Annotated in this window: 16 protein-coding genes, 3 tRNA genes and 1 other RNA gene; 10 read left to right on the top strand and 10 right to left on the bottom strand. The window is 53.2% G+C overall.

What is annotated here, in order from left to right:
• Positions 1–36: 36 nt before the first annotated feature.
• On the bottom strand, positions 37–864 hold the full coding sequence (gene ppsR, locus ACQE32_RS05845) for a posphoenolpyruvate synthetase regulatory kinase/phosphorylase PpsR (protein ID WP_157130210.1): 828 nt from the start codon (positions 862–864) through the stop codon (positions 37–39).
• A gap of 485 nt (positions 865–1,349) precedes the next feature.
• Here ppsR and ppsA point away from each other — a divergent pair, with 485 nt between their 5' ends.
• Positions 1,350–3,725, top strand: coding sequence for a phosphoenolpyruvate synthase (ppsA, locus tag ACQE32_RS05840; RefSeq protein ID WP_426972726.1), 2,376 nt, complete (start codon positions 1,350–1,352; stop codon positions 3,723–3,725).
• 68 nt (positions 3,726–3,793) lie between these two features.
• Here the strand turns inward: ppsA and rprA are convergent.
• Together rprA and ydiK are read right to left on the bottom strand one after the other, a co-directional pair.
• Positions 3,794–3,903: antisense sRNA RprA (gene rprA, locus ACQE32_RS05835), an RNA gene on the bottom strand.
• Between the two features lie 244 nt (positions 3,904–4,147).
• Complete coding sequence (gene ydiK / locus ACQE32_RS05830; protein WP_426972724.1) at positions 4,148–5,278, bottom strand: AI-2E family transporter YdiK; 1,131 nt, start codon at positions 5,276–5,278, stop codon at positions 4,148–4,150.
• 218 nt (positions 5,279–5,496) lie between these two features.
• Between ydiK and ydiJ the strand changes: the two genes are divergently transcribed.
• Both ydiJ and ACQE32_RS05820 read left to right on the top strand, forming a co-directional pair.
• Entirely contained in the window at positions 5,497–8,550 is a 3,054-nt protein-coding gene (ydiJ, locus tag ACQE32_RS05825; protein ID WP_426972723.1) for a D-2-hydroxyglutarate dehydrogenase YdiJ, read from the top strand.
• Positions 8,550–8,981 carry a hotdog fold thioesterase gene (locus ACQE32_RS05820; RefSeq protein ID WP_427021478.1) on the top strand — a complete coding sequence of 144 codons (432 nt, stop codon included), beginning with the start codon at positions 8,550–8,552 and terminating at the stop codon, positions 8,979–8,981. Before ydiJ ends, ACQE32_RS05820 begins: the two co-directional genes overlap by 1 nt.
• Positions 8,982–8,984: 3 nt before the next feature.
• On the opposite strand, the gene ACQE32_RS05815 is transcribed toward ACQE32_RS05820, so the two are convergent.
• Positions 8,985–9,389, bottom strand: a complete 405-nt coding sequence (locus ACQE32_RS05815) for a hypothetical protein (RefSeq protein WP_426972721.1) — start codon at positions 9,387–9,389, stop codon at positions 8,985–8,987.
• A gap of 392 nt (positions 9,390–9,781) precedes the next feature.
• Between ACQE32_RS05815 and sufA the strand changes: the two genes are divergently transcribed.
• The 7 genes from sufA to ACQE32_RS05780 all read left to right on the top strand — a co-directional run bounded on the left by sufA (position 9,782) and on the right by ACQE32_RS05780 (position 16,457).
• Positions 9,782–10,156, top strand: a complete 375-nt coding sequence (gene sufA / locus ACQE32_RS05810) for a Fe-S cluster assembly scaffold SufA (RefSeq protein ID WP_426972720.1) — start codon at positions 9,782–9,784, stop codon at positions 10,154–10,156.
• Positions 10,157–10,163: 7 nt separating this feature from the next.
• Complete coding sequence (sufB, locus tag ACQE32_RS05805; RefSeq protein ID WP_427021477.1) at positions 10,164–11,660, top strand: Fe-S cluster assembly protein SufB; 1,497 nt, start codon at positions 10,164–10,166, stop codon at positions 11,658–11,660.
• 46 nt (positions 11,661–11,706) lie between these two features.
• On the top strand, positions 11,707–12,453 hold the full coding sequence (gene sufC, locus ACQE32_RS05800) for a Fe-S cluster assembly ATPase SufC (RefSeq protein WP_085071831.1): 747 nt from the start codon (positions 11,707–11,709) through the stop codon (positions 12,451–12,453).
• Positions 12,428–13,708, top strand: a complete 1,281-nt coding sequence (gene sufD / locus ACQE32_RS05795; RefSeq protein ID WP_427021476.1) for a Fe-S cluster assembly protein SufD — start codon at positions 12,428–12,430, stop codon at positions 13,706–13,708. Before sufC ends, sufD begins: the two co-directional genes overlap by 26 nt.
• Positions 13,705–14,928 (top strand): cysteine desulfurase SufS, encoded by a 1,224-nt coding sequence (gene sufS, locus ACQE32_RS05790; RefSeq protein ID WP_427021475.1) that lies wholly within the window; start codon positions 13,705–13,707, stop codon positions 14,926–14,928. The genes sufD and sufS overlap by 4 nt, the downstream gene beginning before the upstream one ends.
• A 27-nt stretch (positions 14,929–14,955) precedes the next feature.
• Positions 14,956–15,372, top strand: a complete 417-nt coding sequence (sufE, locus tag ACQE32_RS05785) for a cysteine desulfuration protein SufE (protein ID WP_426972715.1) — start codon at positions 14,956–14,958, stop codon at positions 15,370–15,372.
• Positions 15,373–15,437: 65 nt separating this feature from the next.
• Entirely contained in the window at positions 15,438–16,457 is a 1,020-nt protein-coding gene (locus tag ACQE32_RS05780) for a L,D-transpeptidase family protein (RefSeq protein WP_427021474.1), read from the top strand.
• A gap of 79 nt (positions 16,458–16,536) precedes the next feature.
• Here ACQE32_RS05780 and ACQE32_RS05775 read toward each other — a convergent pair whose 3' ends face one another.
• The 6 genes from ACQE32_RS05775 to ACQE32_RS05750 form a co-directional block, all read right to left on the bottom strand.
• Positions 16,537–16,773: a major outer membrane lipoprotein gene (locus tag ACQE32_RS05775; protein WP_002908860.1), complete on the bottom strand. Its 237-nt coding sequence runs from the start codon at positions 16,771–16,773 to the stop codon at positions 16,537–16,539.
• 298 nt (positions 16,774–17,071) lie between these two features.
• Positions 17,072–18,484: a pyruvate kinase PykF gene (pykF, locus tag ACQE32_RS05770; RefSeq protein WP_250652579.1), complete on the bottom strand. Its 1,413-nt coding sequence runs from the start codon at positions 18,482–18,484 to the stop codon at positions 17,072–17,074.
• Between the two features lie 586 nt (positions 18,485–19,070).
• Positions 19,071–19,147, bottom strand: a tRNA-Val gene (locus tag ACQE32_RS05765).
• Between the two features lie 11 nt (positions 19,148–19,158).
• Positions 19,159–19,235, bottom strand: a tRNA-Val gene (locus ACQE32_RS05760).
• Positions 19,236–19,239: 4 nt separating this feature from the next.
• Positions 19,240–19,316, bottom strand: a tRNA-Val gene (locus tag ACQE32_RS05755).
• Between the two features lie 138 nt (positions 19,317–19,454).
• Entirely contained in the window at positions 19,455–20,828 is a 1,374-nt protein-coding gene (locus ACQE32_RS05750; RefSeq protein ID WP_426981618.1) for an MATE family efflux transporter, read from the bottom strand.
• Positions 20,829–20,840: the final 12 nt, after the last annotated feature.

Below are 20,840 nucleotides of genomic sequence, written 5' to 3'. Positions count from 1 at the left end.
GCGTGTTTTGCAGCACAATACGCGCCGGATTCTGGCCTAATACATCCGGCGGCTCAGCCCCATAATATCGAGAATTTTGGTGGCGATTTCTTCAACCGAATAGTTAGTGCTGTTGAGATAGCGTATTTGATGCGAGCGAAACAGCGCCTCCACTTCCCCTACTTCCAGCCGACACTGACGCATCGAAGCGTAGCGTGTGTTCTCGGCGCGCTCCTGACGAATCGCCGCCAGCCGCTCCGGATCGATCGTTAAACCGAACAGTTTGTGCTGGAAGGGCTTCAGGGCAGGCGGCAGCTTCAGATTATCCATATCATCGGCGATAAAGGGATAATTTGCGGCGCGCACGCCAAACTGCATGGCAAGATAGAGGCTGGTTGGCGTTTTACCGCAGCGGGAAACGCCCAGCAAAATCACCTGCGCCTCATCCAGACCGCGAAGTGAAATGCCATCATCATGCGCCAGGGTGTAGTCGATAGCGGCGATACGCGCGTCATACTTGCCCAGATTACTGGCCGTCAGACCGTGGGTACGGTGCGCCACCGGCGCAGGCGCGATGCCCAATTCCTGCTGTAGCGGTGCAACCAGCGCCTGCACTATATCCTGACAAAAGCCGTCGCTCTGTAGAATAATGTCGCGCACTTCCGGCAGTACAATAGAAAAAAACACTAAAGGGCGTAAGCCGCTTTGCTGATAAATGGCGTTGATCTGTGCTTTCACCGCCTGGGCGCGCTGCACGTTTTCAACAAAAGGCAGGGTAAAACTATTGGCCATTACCGGAAACTGCGACATAACCGCATGTCCCAGCACCTCTGCGGTGATGGCGGTGCCGTCAGAGATATAAAAAACGCTGCGTTCTGCCGTCATACTTATTCTCTCTTATCCAGGGTTAACCGAGCCTGACAGATAATCGCAGCGAAAATCAAGCGGGAAGTTCGTATAAATATTGAAATTAATTTTTCAAAAATAGTTAATGTGAATATTTTATTCTTTCTGGGTTTTATCCCGTACCGAAAGCATAAGAAAATGAAATGGCGTTCCTGTTTTCATTTATCGACAGGGCGGAACACAACAAACAAATGGATAAAAACAGGATTGTAGCGTTGCGCAACGGAATAAATAAGGTTAAGCGATTACATTAATTTATCCCGATGAAATGGCTGGGTTTTTTATAAAATAATATTGTTGCGCAAACGCACTATTATAGGCGGAGTTTTCTTAAAAATATTTTTTTACTCTGCTTTAACGATTCAACACTTTCGCTTTTACATTCTGCTGTGCCAGGCTGAATAAGCGTTATCAGCGCTATTTTTCCGTGTGCCCCTCAAATTTATCATAAAAGGATTGTCCCAATGTCCAATCAAGGCGAAATGCCGCTAGTGCTCTGGTATAGCCAGTTAGGCATGAACGATGTTGATCGCGTGGGAGGAAAGAATGCCTCTCTCGGTGAAATGATTACTAACCTGTCGTCGCTTGGCGTATCCGTTCCAAACGGTTTTGCGACCACCTCGGAAGCCTTCAATCAATTTCTCGATCAGAGCGGCGTTAACCAGCGTATTTATGCCTTGCTGGATGAAACCGACATTGATGATGTGGATGAACTGGCGAAAGCGGGTAAACAGATCCGTCAGTGGATTGTGGAGACCCCTTTTCAGCCGGCGCTGGAAGAGGCCATACGCGAAGCCTATCAGCAACTCTCGGCAGATGATGACGAGGCCTCGTTCGCCGTGCGATCTTCAGCGACCGCTGAGGATATGCCGGATGCCTCATTCGCCGGTCAGCAGGAAACCTTCCTTAACGTCCAGGGTATTGATGCCGTCATGGTGGCGGTAAAACATGTTTACGCGTCGCTGTTTAATGACCGCGCCATCTCTTATCGTGTGCATCAGGGCTACGATCATCGTGGCGTGGCGCTCTCCGCTGGCGTACAGCGCATGGTGCGTTCCGATGAGGCCGCTTCCGGCGTAATGTTTACCATTGATACGGAATCGGGCTTTGATCAGGTGGTCTTTATTACCGCCGCCTGGGGGCTGGGCGAAATGGTGGTGCAGGGCGCAGTTAACCCGGATGAATTTTATGTGCATAAGCCGACGCTGCAGGCTAACCGTCCCGCCATTGTGCGCCGTAATATGGGCTCAAAAAAAATTCGCATGGTCTATGCCGATTCGCAGGAGCACGGTGAACAGGTAAAAATCGAAGACGTGCCGCAACAGGATCGCGATCGTTTCTGCCTCAGTGATGACGAAGTACAGGCGCTGGCGCATCAGGCGCTGCAAATTGAGAAACATTATAAGCGTCCAATGGATATTGAGTGGGCGAAAGATGGCCATACCGGCAAGCTCTATATCGTTCAGGCGCGTCCGGAAACTGTGCGCTCTAACGGGCAGGTCATGGAACGTTATACGCTACAGGGCAAAGGCAAGATTGTGGTCGAGGGACGTGCAATTGGTCATCGCATTGGCGCCGGTGAAGTAAAAGTCATTCACGATATCAGCGAAATGAATCGCATTCAGAAGGGCGATGTGCTGGTCACCGATATGACCGACCCGGACTGGGAGCCGATTATGAAAAAAGCGGCAGCGATCGTCACGAACCGTGGCGGGCGCACCTGCCATGCGGCCATCATTGCCCGCGAACTGGGTATCCCGGCAGTAGTAGGCTGCGGCGACGCTACCGATCGACTGAAGGATGGTCATAAGGTTACCGTTTCCTGCGCCGAGGGCGATACCGGTTATGTTTACGACGACCTGCTCGACTTTGAAGTAAAAAGTTCGCAGGTGGATAAAATGCCTGATCTGCCGCTCAAAATCATGATGAACGTAGGTAACCCGGATCGGGCATTTGATTTTGCCTGTCTGCCTAACGAAGGGGTGGGCCTGGCGCGTCTGGAATTTATTATTAACCGCATGATCGGCGTGCATCCAAAAGCGCTGCTGGAGTTCGACCAGCAGACGCCGGAGCTGCAGCAGAAAATCCGCGAACTCATGAAAGGTTTCGACGATCCGGTCGAGTTCTATGTCGGGCGTCTGACGGAAGGGATCGCCACGCTGGGTGCCGCTTTTGCGCCGAAGCGCGTGATTGTGCGGCTGTCGGACTTTAAATCTAACGAATATGCCAATCTGGTTGGCGGCGAACGCTATGAGCCGGAAGAGGAAAACCCGATGCTGGGCTTCCGAGGTGCCGGACGCTACGTGGCAGATCGCTTCCGCGACTGCTTTGCGCTGGAATGCCAGGCCGTTAAACGCGTGCGCAATGAGATGGGGCTGACCAACGTCGAAATTATGATCCCGTTTGTACGTACCGTTGCGCAGGCGGAAGCGGTTATTGAGGAACTGGCGCGTCAGGGACTCAAGCGCGGCGAAAACGGCCTGAAGATTATTATGATGTGCGAAATCCCCTCTAATGCGCTGCTGGCGGAGCAGTTCCTGGAGCATTTCGACGGCTTCTCTATTGGCTCAAATGATATGACGCAGCTGACGCTGGGGTTAGACCGCGATTCCGGCGTGGTTTCCGAACTGTTCGACGAACGTAACGAAGCGGTAAAAGCGCTGCTGTCGATGGCAATTCGCGCCGCCAAAAAGCAGGGGAAATATGTGGGTATTTGTGGTCAGGGGCCATCCGATCATCAGGACTTTGCCGCCTGGCTGATGGAGGAGGGTATCGACAGCCTGTCGCTTAACCCTGATACGGTGGTTCAGACCTGGCTAAGCCTTGCAGAAATAAAGTAAAAGATCCCTTAATAATGTTACTTAACGATAAAGGCCGGAATTTTCCGGCCTTTTTACTCGAAAAAAGCATAAAAAAAAGCCCATCACATGGGATGGGCAAAGACTACACACAGCAATTCTTCACTTTACTCAGGGGAAAAAGGTTGTTTAAAAATCATAGGTTTGATCCTAAACATGGCACTCATAGTATTCAGCTACAGCTTGCCAGTCTTTAAGAATCCTCTTATTAGTTAATCATGCGTTACATTAAATGCGCCACTTTACTCTTTTAAGGCCCGAAAACAGTGCCAGTGGTAATCAGTTTCACGCAGGCACTACCTCATAAGATATAAAGCAGGGTAAATATTAAGAAGATTTAATATTATTCCGGGGGATTTACACAGGGGGAAAAGCCGGGCAGCGCTAAATGCCCGGCGGGAGGGTTAATTTGTGGTTGTGGTGTTCTTTACATCTTCTTCATGTTCAGCCAGTTCCTCTACCACATCTTCAGGATCTTCTTGCGGCATTGGTGCTTCATGCACCCAAACAGTGACCAGACGGTAGGAGACTGCCAGTACCACCGGCCCAATAAACAGACCAATCATGCCAAAAGCCACCAGGCCGCCGATAACGCCGGAGAGGATCAAAATCATGGGTAAATCTGCGCCCATGCGGATCAGCACCGGACGCAGCACATTATCCAGCGTACCGACCACGCAGCTCCAGACCAGCAGCACCGTACCCCATGTGGTATCGCCGCTCCAGTAAAGCCAGATAATCGCCGGGATAAGTACTGGTAGTGGCCCCGCCTGCACCAGACAAAACAGAATCATCAGCACCGTCAGCAGCGTGGCATAAGGTATCCCGGCTACGGCCAGGCCGATGCCACCCAGCACGCCCTGCACCAGTGCCGTAACCACGACGCCCAGCGCGACCGCACGAATCGCCTGTCCGGCAAGCAGCACCGATGCATCACCCCGGCGACCGGCCAGACGGAAAGCGAAGTGGCGAATGCCGTCGCCCACCTGCTCGCCGCGCCAGTAAAGCAGCACGCTGAACAGCAGCATCAGGCCGAGATGCAGCAAAAATCGGCCAAAATGGCCCGCCTGAGAGACAAAAAAGCCGGTGGTGCGCCCAATATAAGGCTGTACTTTTGTCATCACTGCGCCGCCGCCGCCGTCCAGCAGCAGGTGATAGCTGTGATAGAGTTTTTCACCAATCAGCGGCACCTCATTCAGCCAGGTCAGCTGAGGAGGATGAAGGTTTCCTGAGGTCGCCCAGGCGACCACTGGTCCGGTATTATCGATCAGGCTATTTACCAGCAGCGCGACGGGAATAATGAACAGCAGCAGCAGGATAAGCGTCATAGCGATAATCGCCAGCGTACGTCGTCCCCAAAGCAGAGCCTGTAGCTTGATCATTAACGGCCAGGTGGCAATAACCACCATCGCAGCCCAGGCAAATCCCAAAATAAATGGCTGCACTACCCAGAAGCAGGCAACGATCATCAGCAGGATGAACATCAAAGAGAAGAGAATCTGGGTTAAATCCATATCCTGTTGCAGTTTTCTCATACGAAAAAAGGATCCTTAATTTACGCCTTGCGATTATGAACAGCCCATTGCCGCTCAGCCCATAATAATGCGTGATTTCTTTACGTTGCGACAGAGTTAAGCGCCGGAAGTTTTTACGTTTCCTGAAAAAACAGCGGGGCATAAAAAAATGTGATACAACGAGATTTCGCAGATAAAACAGCAAGCGCAAACGATACACAACATTTGGTCACCCGATAATGATCCCACAGATTTCTCAGGCGCCAGGCCTCGTGCAACTGGTGCTTTCATTTTTGGACACGCTTAAGCAACAAGGCTTTACCGGCGATACGGCCACCAGCTATGCCGATCGTTTAACCATGTCGACCGATAACAGTATTTATCAGCTGTTACCGGATGCCGTGCTTTTTCCTCGCTCTACCGCTGATGTCGCTCTGTTAGCCAGAGTGGCGGCGATGCCGCAGTTTTCCCGCCTGATTTTTACTCCGCGTGGCGGCGGCACCGGCACGAATGGACAGTCGCTAAATCAGGGCATCGTGGTTGATATGTCGCGCTATATGAACCGAATCCTGGAGATCAATCCAGAGCAGGGCTGGGTGCGGGTTGAGGCGGGCGTGATAAAAGATCAGCTCAATGCCTTTCTTAAGCCTTACGGCTACTTTTTCTCGCCGGAGCTGTCAACCAGCAACCGCGCCACGCTGGGCGGCATGATTAATACGGATGCTTCCGGTCAGGGCTCGCTGGTATACGGCAAAACCTCCGATCATGTGCTGGGGCTGCGGGCGGTGGTGCTGGGCGGTGATATTATCGATACGCGCGCCATGCCGGTTGCACTGGCAGAACAGCTGGCCGCTGAGCAGACAACGGAAGGGCGTATCTATCACACTGTGCTGTCACGCTGCCGCCAGCAGCGCGATCTGATTACGGAAAAATTCCCGCCGCTGAACCGTTTTCTCACTGGTTACGATTTACGTCATGTATTAAGCGACGATCTGCAGACGTTCGATTTGACCCGCATTCTGTGCGGGGCTGAAGGCACGCTGGCCTTTATCAGTGAAGCCCGTCTGAATATTACGCCGCTGCCTGCGGTGCGGCGTTTAGTGAATATCAAGTATGACTCGTTTGATTCGGCGTTACGTAATGCGCCTTTAATGGTAGAAGCCAAAGCGCTGTCGGTAGAGACCGTTGATTCAAAAGTGCTGAATCTGGCGCGTGAGGATATTGTCTGGCATTCGGTTCGCGAATTAATTACCGATGTGCCGGGCAAAGAGATGCTCGGCATTAATATTGTGGAATTCGCCGGAGACGATCCTCAGCTGATCGACACCCAGCTAACGGCCCTGTGCCAGCGTCTCGATGCGCTGATGGCGCAGCAGCAGGGCGGCGTGATCGGCTATCAGCTTTGTAACGATATCGATGCCATCGAGCGCATCTACAATATGCGTAAAAAAGCGGTAGGCCTGTTGGGCAATGCCAAAGGACGCGCCAAGCCCATTCCGTTTGTGGAAGATACCGCCGTGCCGCCAGAGCATCTGGCGGACTATATTACCGAGTTTCGCACCTTGCTGGATAATCACGGCCTGAATTACGGCATGTTTGGTCATGTGGATGCGGGCGTGCTGCATGTGCGGCCTGCGCTGGATATGTGCGATCCGCAGCAGGAGATGCTGATGAAGCAGATCTCCGATGAGGTCGTGGCGCTGACGGCGCGCTATGGCGGCCTGCTGTGGGGAGAACACGGCAAAGGGTTCCGTGCGCAATATAGCCCTGCCTTTTTTGGCGAAACGCTGTATGAAGAGCTGCGCCGGATCAAAGCGGCCTTCGATCCCGCCAACCGCCTTAACCCAGGCAAGATCTGTACGCCCACTGGCGTCGATGAGCCAATGATGCAGGTCGATGGTGTGAAACGCGGCTATTATGACCGTCAGATCCCGCTGGCGGTGCGTAACGAGTGGCGTGGCGCGATGGAGTGCAACGGCAACGGCCTGTGCTTTAATTTTGATGTGCGCAGCCCGATGTGTCCCTCGATGAAAATTACCCGCGACCGCATCCATTCGCCGAAAGGGCGCGCCACGTTGACGCGTGAATGGCTGCGTCTGCTGGCGGAGAAGGGTATCGATCCGCTGACGCTGGAGCAGCAGATCCCGGAATCGGCTATTAGCCTGCGGGGGTTAATCGCCCGCACCCGCAACAGCTGGTATGCGCGTAAAGGTGAATATGACTTTTCGCATGAGGTGAAAGAGGCGATGTCAGGCTGTCTCGCCTGTAAAGCCTGTTCAACGCAGTGCCCAATCAAAATCGATGTGCCGGCCTTCCGCTCGCGCTTTTTGCAGCTTTATCACACGCGTTACCTGCGCCCGCTCAGCGATCATCTGGTGGCGGCGGTAGAAAGCTATGCGCCGGTGATGGCGCGCGCGCCGCGCACCTTTAATTTCTTCCTGCGCCAGCCCTGGCTGAGGACTTTGAGCCAGCGTCATATCGGTATGGTTGATTTGCCGCTGCTTTCTTCACCAACGCTAAAACAACAGCTGGCGGGCCATAGGGCGGCGACCACCACGCTGGAACAGCTGGAGAGGCTCGACGCTGCACAGCGGGAAAAAACGGTGCTGGTGGTTCAGGATCCCTTTACCAGCTATTACGAAGCGCAGGTAGTGGCGGACTTTGTGCGCCTGATTGAAAAACTGGGTTATCAGCCGGTACTGCTGCCGTTTTCGCCTAACGGCAAAGCGCAGCATATAAAAGGCTTTCTGAAACGCTTCGCCCGCACCGCACAGAAAACGGCAGATTTCCTTAACCGGCTGGCGCGTTTGGGGATGCCGATGGTCGGCGTCGATCCTGCGCTGGTGCTGTGTTACCGCGATGAGTATCAGCAGACGCTGGGCGATAAACGCGGCGATTTCCACGTTCAGCTGGTGCATGAGTGGCTGCATCAGGCGCTGTCGTCGCGCGCCATACAGCCACCTGGTGGCGAAGCCTGGTATCTGTTTGCCCACTGTACCGAGGTCACTACGCTGCCCGCAACGCCGAATCAGTGGGCCGCTATATTTGCGCGCTTTGGTGCGCGCCTGGAAAATATCAATGTGGGCTGCTGCGGCATGGCGGGTACCTACGGGCATGAGGCGAAGAACCTGGATAACTCGCTGGGCATTTATGAGCTTTCCTGGCATCCACAGTTGCAAAAACTGCCGCGTCAACGCTGCCTGGCCACCGGCTATTCCTGTCGTAGCCAGGTTAAACGTATCGAAGGCAATGGGATGCGTCACCCGCTGCAGGCGCTGTTGGAGTTAATATAATGGCGATCTGGCAACGACAGGCCACCCTCGAGCAGATCAACGCACAGGGCGAAGGCTGTATGGTAGGGCATTTAGGCATCCGCTTTACGGCGCTGCATGATGACGGCCTGGAGGCGGTGATGCCGGTGGATGCGCGTACGCGTCAGCCGTTTGGGCTGCTGCACGGCGGTGCTTCCGCCGTACTGGCGGAAACGTTAGGCTCAATGGCGGGTTATCTCTGCACGCAGGAGGATGACATGCTGGTGGGCCTGGAAATCAATGCCAACCATCTGCATGCGGTACGTGAGGGCGAGGTGCGGGGCCGCTGTCGGCCACTGCATCTTGGCCGCATGCATCAGGTCTGGCAGATTGACATTTATGATGATGAAAACCGTCTTTGTTGCAGTTCCCGGCTCACCACGTCAGTAAGGCCTGACGCAGCCAGAAACTGAGATTTACCAGATCCAGCCAGCATGCCTGACGAAATCGCTTTGCAGAACGGTGGCCTTTTCCCAGTCACCGCTCATTGTCAGGTGCTGGCAGAGTTTAGTCAGCGTATGGCGTGCCAGCTGGCACGCCTGCATACGGAACAGCCGTTCCCGTTGGCTATTGTTCACCTCCTGCAGCAGCCGATGATGAAGTTTTCCCAGCGCATGAAGATAACTTTGCTCATCGCCATTGAGCTGGCAGAGTTCGGCCATATCTAAACAGGTATCATTGAAATTACGAAGCTGATCGAGGGAGCAATCGGGACGGTTCAGTTTGGCCTGCGCCAGATAAAAATCCACCGTCATATCACGCACGGCAAATTTATATTCATCGATTTTATGCTGTAGCCAGGCATTAACGGAGAGGTTCATGCTTTACCTGAGATGTGTTAATGATAATCATTATCATAATAAAATTGCTGCAGGTTGCAATGGCGCGGCGGAAGAATTTATCGATTAATGCTTCCTGTTGATAAAATCGGCAATAGCAATCCCAACCTTCTTATATAAGCGTAAAATAGCTGGTGGAGCAGGTTAACTCAGGTAGCACTTTTTAAATGAATGATTTTAAAATATTATTCCCCACCAACAGGCGCGTTATGATGGTCTGCGCAATCTGGTCTGGCAGGTACTATCCTTAGTTAATGGGCCTTAAAACGTCAATTTTGCGCTTATCCCTGCAAAACAAGAGGTTGAAGCAATTATCATTATCACTAACATAGTGGGATAAGCCTGTAAGGCATCGCATCGCGAGGTAATAAACAATGCAATCTGCAAATCCGGCCTCTTTCTCTCCAGATGATTTTATCTGGAAGGGTTTGACCCTTACTGACAGCGCAGCGCAGCAAATCAAGGCGCTTACCGCTAACGATCCGCAAGTGTTAGGACTCCGGCTGGGCGTAAAACAGTCCGGCTGTGCGGGGTTCGGCTATACCATGGACCTGGTGAAAGAGCCTGTAGCAGACGATCTGCTGTTTACTCATCAGGGCGCAACGCTGTACGTGCCGCTTCAGGCGATGCCCCTTATTGACGGTACGCAGGTAGATTTCGTTCGCGAAGGCCTGAATCAGGTATTTAAATTTAATAATCCTAAAGCTCAACACGCCTGCGGTTGTGGTGAGAGCTTTGGCGTTGAGTAACAGTGCTATGTCCCAAAACAGTGAAGCATCAGACGACGTACAAATCTGGGAAGGCGGCCGCAAAAATTATAAAGAAGGCTTCTTTACCCAACTGCAAACCGATGAGCTGGCGCACGGCATCAGCGAAGAGGTGGTGCGTGCCATTTCCGCGAAGCGCAACGAGCCGGAGTGGATGCTGGAGTTCCGCCTGAAAGCCTATGAAGCCTGGCTGCAAATGGAAGAGCCGCACTGGCTGAAAGCCCATTACGACAAGCTGGATTATCAGGATTACAGCTATTACTCGGCGCCTTCCTGCGGCAACTGCGATGACAGCTGCGCGTCAGAGCCGGGTGCGCAGCAAACCTCCGGCGGTCAGGCAAGCAGCAGCTACCTGACGCAGGAAGTAGAAAAAGCGTTCGAACAGCTCGGCGTACCGGTGCGTGAAGGGAAAGAGGTGGCGGTCGACGCCATTTTTGACTCGGTATCGGTAGCCACCACCTATCGCCATAAACTGGCGGAGCAGGGCATTATTTTCTGCTCATTTGGCGAAGCTATTCAGGAACATCCGGAACTGGTAAAGAAATATCTTGGTACCGTGGTGCCGCATAATGATAACTTCTTTGCCGCGCTGAACTCGGCTGTGGCCTCAGACGGCACCTTTGTTTATATCCCGAAAGGGGTGCGCTGCCCGATGGAGCTTTCCACCTATTTCCGCATCAACGCGGCGAAAACCGGACAATTCGAGCGCACAATTCTGATCGCCGATGAAGAGAGCTACGTCAGCTATATCGAGGGCTGCTCCGCGCCGGTACGTGACACCTATCAGCTGCATGCGGCGGTGGTGGAAGTGATCATTCATAAAAACGCCGAAGTGAAATACTCCACGGTACAGAACTGGTTCCCGGGCGGCGAAGGGGAAGGCGGTATTCTGAACTTTGTGACCAAGCGCGCGCTGTGCGAAGGCGAGGGCAGCAAAATGTCCTGGACGCAATCGGAAACCGGCTCTGCAATTACCTGGAAATATCCAAGCGTGATCCTGCGCGGCGATAACTCTATCGGTGAGTTCTATTCTGTCGCGCTGACCAGCGGTCGCCAGCAGGCGGACACCGGCACCAAGATGATCCATATTGGTAAAAACACCAAATCGACCATCATCTCCAAAGGGATCTCCGCCGGTAAGAGCCAGAACACCTATCGTGGACTGGTAAAGATTATGCCAACCGCCACCAACGCGCGTAACTTTACCCAGTGTGATTCCATGCTGATAGGCCCGGACTGCGGGGCGCATACCTTCCCGTATGTTGAGACGCGTAACAACACCGCGCAGCTGGAGCATGAAGCCACCACCTCACGTATTGGCGAAGATCAGCTTTTCTACTGCCTGCAGCGTGGGATCAGCGAAGAGGATGCGATCTCCATGATTGTTAATGGTTTCTGTAAAGATGTCTTCTCTGAACTGCCGCTGGAATTTGCCGTTGAGGCGCAAAAGCTGTTGGCCATTAGTCTGGAACACAGCGTTGGCTAATGCCAGCGCGATGCATCGTTGCCTGTGGGCAAGCGAAGGATAAAACATGTTAAGCATTAAAGATTTACAGGTAAACATCGAAGATAAGGCCATTCTGCGCGGACTCGATCTTGAAATAAAGCCGGGTGAAGTTCATGCGATCATGGGACCTAACGGCTCCGGTAAGAGCACGCTTTCCGCGACTCTGGCAGGTCGCGAAGAGTATGAAGTGGTTGGCGGCTCGGTGGATTTCAAAGGTAAAGATCTGCTGGAGCTGTCGCCGGAAGATCGCGCGGGCGAAGGCATCTTTATGGCTTTCCAGTATCCGGTGGAAATCCCCGGCGTCAGCAATCAGTTTTTCCTGCAAACCGCTGTTAATGCGGTACGTAAATATCGTCAACAGGAAGAGCTGGACCGTTTCGATTTTCAGGACTTTATCGAAGAAAAAATCGAACTGCTGAAAATGCCGGAAGATTTGTTGACCCGCTCGGTTAACGTTGGCTTTTCCGGCGGCGAAAAGAAACGTAACGATATTCTGCAGATGGCGGCGCTGGAGCCGGACCTGTGCATTCTGGATGAAACCGACTCCGGTCTGGACATCGATGCGTTGAAAATTGTCTCTAACGGCGTGAACTCGCTGCGAGATGGCAAACGCGCCTTTATTATTGTTACGCACTATCAGCGTATTCTGGACTATATCAAGCCGGACTATGTTCATGTGCTTTATCAGGGCAAAATTGTGAAATCTGGCGACTTTACGCTGGTTAAACAGCTGGAGGAGCAAGGCTATGGCTGGCTTACCGACCAGGAGTGAAAACGCGCTGCAGCAGTGGCACCATCTGTTTGAGTCGCGCGGCGACGTGCGCTCGCTACAGGCACAGCAGCACTGGCAGCAGCTGATGCGGCTGGGATTGCCGACCCGCAAGCATGAAAACTGGAAATATACGCCGCTGGACGAGCTGCTCAGCCAGCAGTTTGTATTGCCTGAAGCGTCCGCGCTCACGGCTGAAGATGTTACTCGCCTGGCGCTGCCGCTGGACGCAGCGCGCCTGGTGTTTGTTGACGGGCATTTTAATGCTGCGCTGAGCGATACTCAGTTCGATCATTTTGAGGTGCAGGTAGCCAGCGCGGCGGAAAGACGCAATTTCGCCACTCCCGTGCAGCCGGAGGTGTTTCTGCACCTGACCGAGAGCCTGGCCGAGCAGGCGACCATGCTGCGCCTGCCGCGTGGCAAAGCGGCTGCACGTCCGCTCTATTTGCTGCATATCAGCAGCGGTCGGGCAGAACAGCAGCTGAATACGGTGCATTACCGTCATCATTTGCAGATTGATGAGGGTGCTGAAGCGCAGGTAATTGAACATTACGTTAGCCTGGATGCGCAGCCGCATTTTACCGGCGCTCGTCTGACCATGATGGTTGGTGACAATGCACAGCTGACGCATACCAAACTTTCGTTTGAGAATGCCGCCAGCTTCCATTTTGCGCATAACGATATCGTGACCGGGCGCGATGCGCGCGTCAGCAGCCACAGCTTCCTGCTGGGCGCTGGCCTGAGTCGTCACAATACCAGCGCGCAGCTGAACGGCGAAAATAGCGACCTCTCTATCAACAGCCTGGTGCTGCCGGTAGACAAAGAGGTATGCGATACCCGCACTTACCTTGAGCACAACAAAGGCTCCTGTCAGAGCCGTCAGCTGCATAAAACCATTGTGCGCGATCGCGCCCGTGCGGTATTTAACGGCATGATCAAGGTGGCTCAGCATGCGCTGAAAACGGATGGTCAGATGACCAACAACAACCTGCTGTTGGGGCGTCTGGCGGAAGTGGATACCAAGCCGCAGCTGGAAATCTATGCCGATGACGTTAAATGCAGCCATGGCGCTACCGTGGGACGCATTGACGAAGAACAGATGTTCTACCTGCGCGCGCGCGGCATTAGCGAAGAAGCGGCGCAACGTATGATCGTCTACGCCTTTGCTGCGGAACTTACAGAAGCGATTGACGATGAAACGCTGAAAGATTTTGTTCAGCAGCGCATCGCGCAACGTTTTCCCGGAGGCATTCAATGAGTTTTGATCTCGCACGCGTCAGGGCCGATTTCCCGATTCTGGCACGCGAGGTCAACGGACAGCCGTTGGCCTACCTTGACAGCGCGGCCAGCGCGCAGAAACCGCTGGCGGTGATTAACGCGGAAAGTCATTTCTACCAGCACGGCTATGCGGCGGTTCACCGAGGGATCCATACCCTCAGCGCTGCCGCCACGACGGATATGGAAAACGTGCGCGCCCAGGCGGCGCGTTTTCTTAATGCTGCCTCGCCGGAAGAGATTGTTTTCGTTAAAGGCACCACAGAAGGCATCAATCTGGTCGCCCACAGCTGGGGCGGCAGTCAGCTGCAGCCAGGCGACAATATTATTATCACTGCCATGGAGCATCACGCGAATATCGTGCCGTGGCAGATGGTGGCTGCCCGTACCGGCGCTACCATTCGTGTATTGCCGCTGACGGCGGATGGGGAGCTGGATAGCTCGCAGCTCGCTTCGCTGATTGACAGTAAAACGCGTTTGCTGGCGGTGACGCACGTTTCCAACGTGCTGGGCACCGTTAACCCGGTTAAAGAGCTGGTTGCGCAGGCGAAAGCGGCAGGGCTGGTGACGCTGGTGGATGGCGCGCAGGCCGTGATGCACCAGCGGGTAGATGTGCAGGACATTGACTGCGACTTCTATCTGTTCTCCGGGCATAAAATCTACGGGCCGACCGGCATTGGTATTCTGTATGGCCGCTATGCGCAGCTGTCAGCGCTGCCACCGTGGGAAGGCGGCGGCGCGATGATTGAGCACGTGGTGCTGCCGGAAGGCACAACCTACGCCAAAGCGCCCTGGAGCCTCGAGGCGGGCACGCCTAATACCGGCGGTATTATTGGACTGGGCGCAGCGCTCGCCTATGTGGAAGCGCTGGGGCTGGATAATATTCAGGCTCGTGAACAGTCGCTGATGCGTTATGCGCTGGATAAGCTGGCGTCGGTACCTGAGCTGACCATTTACGGGCCGCAGACGCGCGCCGGCGTGATCGCATTCAATCTTGGCAACCATCACGCCTATGATGTGGGCAGTTTCCTCGATCAGTACGGGATTGCTATTCGTACCGGTCACCACTGCGCAATGCCACTGATGAAGCACTATGGCGTTCCTGCTATGTGTCGCGCATCGTTCGCCATGTATAATAGCGAAGAAGAGGCCGATCGGCTTGCCGCAGGGCTGACACGTATTCATCGCTTGCTGGGAGGCTAAGCCATCCGGCGGGCAAGGGAGGAAGGAATGGCGATACTGCCAGAGAAAGAGAAGCTGGTGCGCAATTTTAATCGCTGCGCCAACTGGGAAGAGAAGTACCTGTATGTGATTGAACTGGGAGGGAAGCTGCCAGAATTGTCTGATTCCTTCCACCAGCCGGAATACAGCGTTTCCGGCTGCCAGAGCCAGGTCTGGATTGTCATGCAGCAGGGCACCGACGGTACCGTCGAACTGCTGGGCGATAGCGATGCGGCCATTGTTAAGGGCTTGATTGCGATTGTATTTAGCCTTTATCAGGGCATGACGCCGCAGCAAATTGTAGAATTTGATGTGCGTCCCTGGTTTGAACAACTGGCATTAACGCAGCACCTTACTCCGTCCCGTTCTCAGGGGCTGGAAGCCATGATCCGCACTATCCGCGCCCGCGCGCAGAGGCTCTGCTAAGCTACACTTCTCTCACACCCCGTTACGGTTAGCGGGGTGCGTTATTCATCACGAGAGAAGCCTACATGAACGCTCACCTTCCTTTTGCCGGCTGGTTGATATGCGCCGCGCTCTTTGTACCGCGCCTGGTCAGCGCCACTGAATATCCTTTGCCTGCCGAAAACAGCCGCTTGATTGGCGAAAACACCACGGCGCAGGTGCCGAACGATAAGCGGCCGCTGGAGTCGATTGCCGCGCGCTATCAGGTCGGTCTGTTAAATATGCTGGAAGCGAATCCCGGTACCGATCCCTGGCTGCCTGCCGCAGGCAGCGAGCTTACCATCCCTCATCAGATGCTGCTGCCCGATACCAAACGCGAGGGCATCTTGGTCAATCTGGCGGAGCTGCGTCTTTATTACTATCCGAAAGGGGAAAACAAGGTGATTGTCTATCCGATCGGCATCGGCCAGCAGGGGATTATGACCCCTTCGATGGTTACCCGCATTAGCCAAAAAATTCCTGGCCCAACCTGGACGCCAACCCCCAATATCCGCAAGCGCTACGCGCAGGAAGGGGTGAAACTGCCAGCCGTGTTTCCCGCCGGGCCTGATAATCCAATGGGACTGTTTGCGCTGCGTCTGGCCTGGGGTAGCGGTCACTATCTGATTCACGGCACTAACGCTGATTTCGGCATTGGCATGCGCGTCAGCTCAGGCTGTATTCGTCTGCGGCCTGATGATATCGAGACCCTGTTTAACAGCGTGTCGGAGAATACGCGGGTGCAGATTGTCAACCAACCGGTGAAGTACGCTATTGAACCCGACGGTAAGCGCTATATTGAAGTACATCAGCCGTTATCGCGTAATGAGCAGGATGACCCACAAACAATGCCGCTGCCGCTTAGCAAAGCGCTAAAGCGTTTTATCAACAGCAGCGAGAGCGATAAAGCGATCATCGAGGCGGCGTTAAAACGACGTTCAGGCATGCCGGTACTGGTTAACCTTGGCGAAGCGGTAAACCATGACCAGATAGCGCCGCAGAATGCGCTGGAAAGCGCGCAGGAGCATGAGACGGGTCAAGAGAGCGCTACGATGGGGAAAAGCTGAGAGGCACTTACAGCGGGCTGTTCAGAAAGCACAAAAAAAATGGTGCCCATTGGGCACCATTTTTATTACACCAGTACTCTTACTTACGGTAAGAATGAGCCTGGTTGTCCAGACGCTGGTTAGCACGAGCTGCGTCATCTTTAGCAGCCTGTACGTCAGAACGCATTGCGTTCACGTCGTTGCTCAGCTGGTCAACTTTCGCGTTCAGAGTCTGAACGTCGCTTGACAGCTGGTCGATTTTAGCATTGCTGGAGCAACCAGCCAGCAGAGTTGAACCCAGAATTACCGCGCCCAGTACCAGTTTAGTACGATTCATTATTTATACCCTCTAGATTGAGTTAATCTCCATGTAGCGTTACAAGTATTACACAAAGTTTTTTGGTATGAGAATAAATTTTTGATGAGAACATGCTTATTTTTACTCGTTCGCTCAAAGAAACATCTGTTAAGCCAATAATGCCAAAAAATAAGTTAAAACAGTCAGATTTAATTGATTTTATCTTGCCTGAAAGGCAGATTTTATTGTTATTTTCAATTGGAATTTTTGGAAATAACCGTTACGACAAAATAAAAAAAGCGCCTTACGGCGCTTTTATCTGCAGGGCTGTGATTATTTACAGTACATGTACAGAAGCAGTATTTGTTGTTCCGCTTGGTACCAGGGCACCTGAGACCATTACCACCACATCACCTTTCTGGCCGTAACCGCTCTCCAGCGCGATTTCTTTACCAATACGGTAGAAATCATCGGTAGAGGCGATCTCATTCACCACGCGCGCTTCAATGCCTTTGCTCAGCAGCAGCTGGCGTGCAGTGATTTCATTGGTGGTTAACGCCAGAATGGTGGCATCAGGGAAGTACTTACGCACCGACTTCGCGGATTTACCGCCTTCGGTCGCAACCACAATCAACGGGGCTTCCAGCTTCTCAGCGGTCTCAACTGCGCCGCGACATACCGCTTCGGTGATACGCAGTTTGCGGTTGTCGTTCAGCGTATCAATGCGTGATTTCATTACGCGATCGGTACGTTCGCAGATGGTCGCCATAATGCGTACCGATTCCAGCGGGTATTTACCTTTAGCACTTTCACCAGAGAGCATGACCGCATCGGTACCGTCAAGAATGGCGTTCGCCACGTCGCCGGCTTCCGCACGGGTAGGGCGTGGGTTTTTGATCATGGAATCAAGCATCTGAGTGGCAGTGATAACCACTTTGCGTGCTTTATTACATTTCTTGATCATCATTTTCTGCGCGAAAATCACCTCTTCAACCGGGATTTCCACGCCGAGGTCGCCACGGGCAACCATGATGCCGTCAGAAGCATCCAGGATCTCATCAAAGTTATTGAGGCCTTCCTGGTTCTCAATTTTAGAGATGATCTGGATATGCTCGCCGCCGTGCTTTTTCAGATGCTCACGAATTTCCAGCACGTCTGAACGCTTACGAATAAAGGAGGCTGCAACGAAATCCACACCCTGTTCGCAACCGAAAATCAGATCGCGTTTATCTTTCTCAGCCAGCGCAGGCAGCTGAATGGAAACGCCCGGCAGGTTAACGCCTTTGTTTTCACCCAGATCGCCATTGTTCAGCACGGTACAAACCACGCTGTTTTCAGTGACTTCAGTGACTTCCATACCGATCAGGCCATCGTCGACCAGTACGGTATTACCGATTTTCAGATCGGCAGCAAAACCAGCGTAAGTCACGGCAACGCGCTCGCTGTTGCCAATCACGGACTGATCGGTGGTGAAGGTGAACGTCTGGCCCGCTTTCAGCGAAACATCGTTACCGCCTTCCAGTTTCATGGTGCGAATTTCCGGACCTTTGGTATCCAGCAGGATAGCTGCCTGATGACCCGTTTTTTGCATAACCGCGCGGATATTGGCGATACGACGACCATGCTCTTCGTAGTCACCGTGAGAGAAATTCAGACGCATAACATTCATGCCCGCTTCCAGCAGGTTGGTTAGCATCTCTTCTGATTCAGTTTTCGGGCCGATGGTACAAACGATCTTGGTCTTTTTCATGACAAGTTATCTGTAAGTTGTGATGGATGATTAAGGTTTGAGGTCGATGCCTGGTGCATCGGGGAAATATTCATGCTCAGTGAGCGGACTGCGATACAAACTAAGAATAGGTGACAGATATGAAGCGTGCAGAGGAAGTTGAGCGATGATGTTCCGTGGCCCCTGTGGGCGAGTTGCGCAACTGGTTGTGAGTGTAGGTAAGGGCACGTCAATTGGCTGAAACCATTCAAGTGAAACACCGAAGGATAGTATAGACGCTAAGTATACGAAAACCAATCAAAAAGGGTGGAAGCAGCTGGTGCAAGATCAAGGAAAGTGACGTTGCGGCAACTGTATTTTGCCTTTGCGCGGGGCGGAATTAGCGATAGAGATCGTCTCGGGCATCCAGACGGAATGCCGGTTGTATACCAGGAAAGTTCTGATATGGCGGATTTTTATTAAGGCAGAATTGGCTGATAAAAAACTTTTTTTAGCGGGATAAATTATGAATAAAATTACACTTGCTGTAAGCCGTACAGATGAAAAACCGGCGTAAACAGAACAAGGCTGATGAGAGAAACAGAGAAAAGGGAGAATACAAAGAGAGTGGTGCGTTCTAATGGACTCGAACCATCGACCCCCACCATGTCAAGGTGGTGCTCTAACCAACTGAGCTAAGAACGCAACGTAATTTTTGGTGCGTCCGAGTGGACTCGAACCACCGACCCCCACCATGTCAAGGTGGTGCTCTAACCAACTGAGCTACGGACGCACTTTGGTGCGTTCTAATGGACTCGAACCATCGACCCCCACCATGTCAAGGTGGTGCTCTAACCAACTGAGCTAAGAACGCATCTGCCGTCTTGGGTGACGGCGGGGACGAATATTAGCGACACTGCTCACCGCTGGCAAGCAGAAACATGCAATTTTCTGCGCAACTGCCCATCAACTGTGCGACCCGCCGTTTTTTTAGACGCGGCGGGCGTTTAACTTAATGCGCCGCACGGCTCAGGATCAGTTCAGCCGGTAATTTTTGCAGTCGGCGAATGCGCCACAGCATCATTACTGCCGCTGAGGTTAACCCAAGAATAAAACCGCACCAGAAGCCTGCCGGGCCCATAGGCGGCACAATCCAGTCGGTCAGCGCCAGCAGATAGCCGCTGGGTAAGCCAACCACCCAGTAAGCCACCAGCGTAATAAAGAAGATCGAGCGCGTATCCTTATAACCACGCAAGATACCGCTGCCGATCACCTGAATGGAATCAGAGAACTGATAGAGGGCGGCCAGCATCATGAGCTGCGCGGCCAGCGCAACGACCTGCGGATTATCATTATAGAGCAGGGCAATCTGCTCTCTGAAGGTAACCGTAAACAATGCCGTCGCGGCAGCCATCATGATGCCCACGCCCTGACCGGTCCAGGCCGCGACTTTTGCCGCATCGACCGAACCCTGCCCAAGGCGGAAGCCGACGCGAATGGTTGTTGCTACCCCCAGCGAAAGCGGAAGGACGAACATCAATGAACTAAAGTTAAGCGCAATCTGATGACCGGCAACATTAACGATGCCCAGTGGAGAAACCAGTAGGGCGACCACGGCAAACAGGGTAACTTCAAAAAACAGCGCCAGCGCAACCGGCAGGCCGAGACGGGTTAGCCGCGACAGAACCGTCCAGTCTGGGGCGCTGAAGTAGCCGGGCAGGGTAATATCGCGCATGGAGCGCGCCCGACGCACCCACAACCGCATAATGATAAACATCACCCAGTAAACTGATGCCGTTGCAACACCACAGCCAACCCCGCCTAAGGCGGGCATGCCCAGATGGCCATAAATAAACACGTAGTTAACCGGAATATTGACCAGTAAACCGATAAAGCCCATCACCATGCCGGGTTTGGTTTTTGATAATCCTTCGCACTGGTTACGGGCGACCTGAAAAAACAGATAGCCCGGCGCGCCCCACAGCAGCGCACGCAGATAACCCACCGCCTTATCAGCTAAAGCGGGATCAATATCGTGCATTGCATGGATCATATAACCGGCATTCCACAGCACAATCATAATCAGCACCGAGACCATCGCCGCCAGCCAGTAAGCCTGACGCACCTGACTGGCGATGCGTTCACGATGTCCGGAACCGTTAAGCTGCGCCACCACCGGCGTTAAGGCTAAAATAAGTCCGTGACCAAACAGGATAGCGGGCAGCCAGATTGAGGTGCCGACTGCAACGGCGGCCATATCGGTCGCGCTAACCGATCCCGCCATAATGGTATCGACAAAACCCATAGCTGTTTGCGCAACCTGCGCCAGAATAACCGGAATGGCAAGAGCCAGTAATTGACGCGCTTCTGTCACATACTTCTGCACGTATACACCTTT

This window comes from Pantoea sp. FN0302 (assembly GCF_050113775.1).
GTDB classification, from domain to species: domain Bacteria; phylum Pseudomonadota; class Gammaproteobacteria; order Enterobacterales; family Enterobacteriaceae; genus Mixta; species Mixta alhagi.
This window is presented reverse-complemented; position numbering and strand designations above follow the sequence as displayed.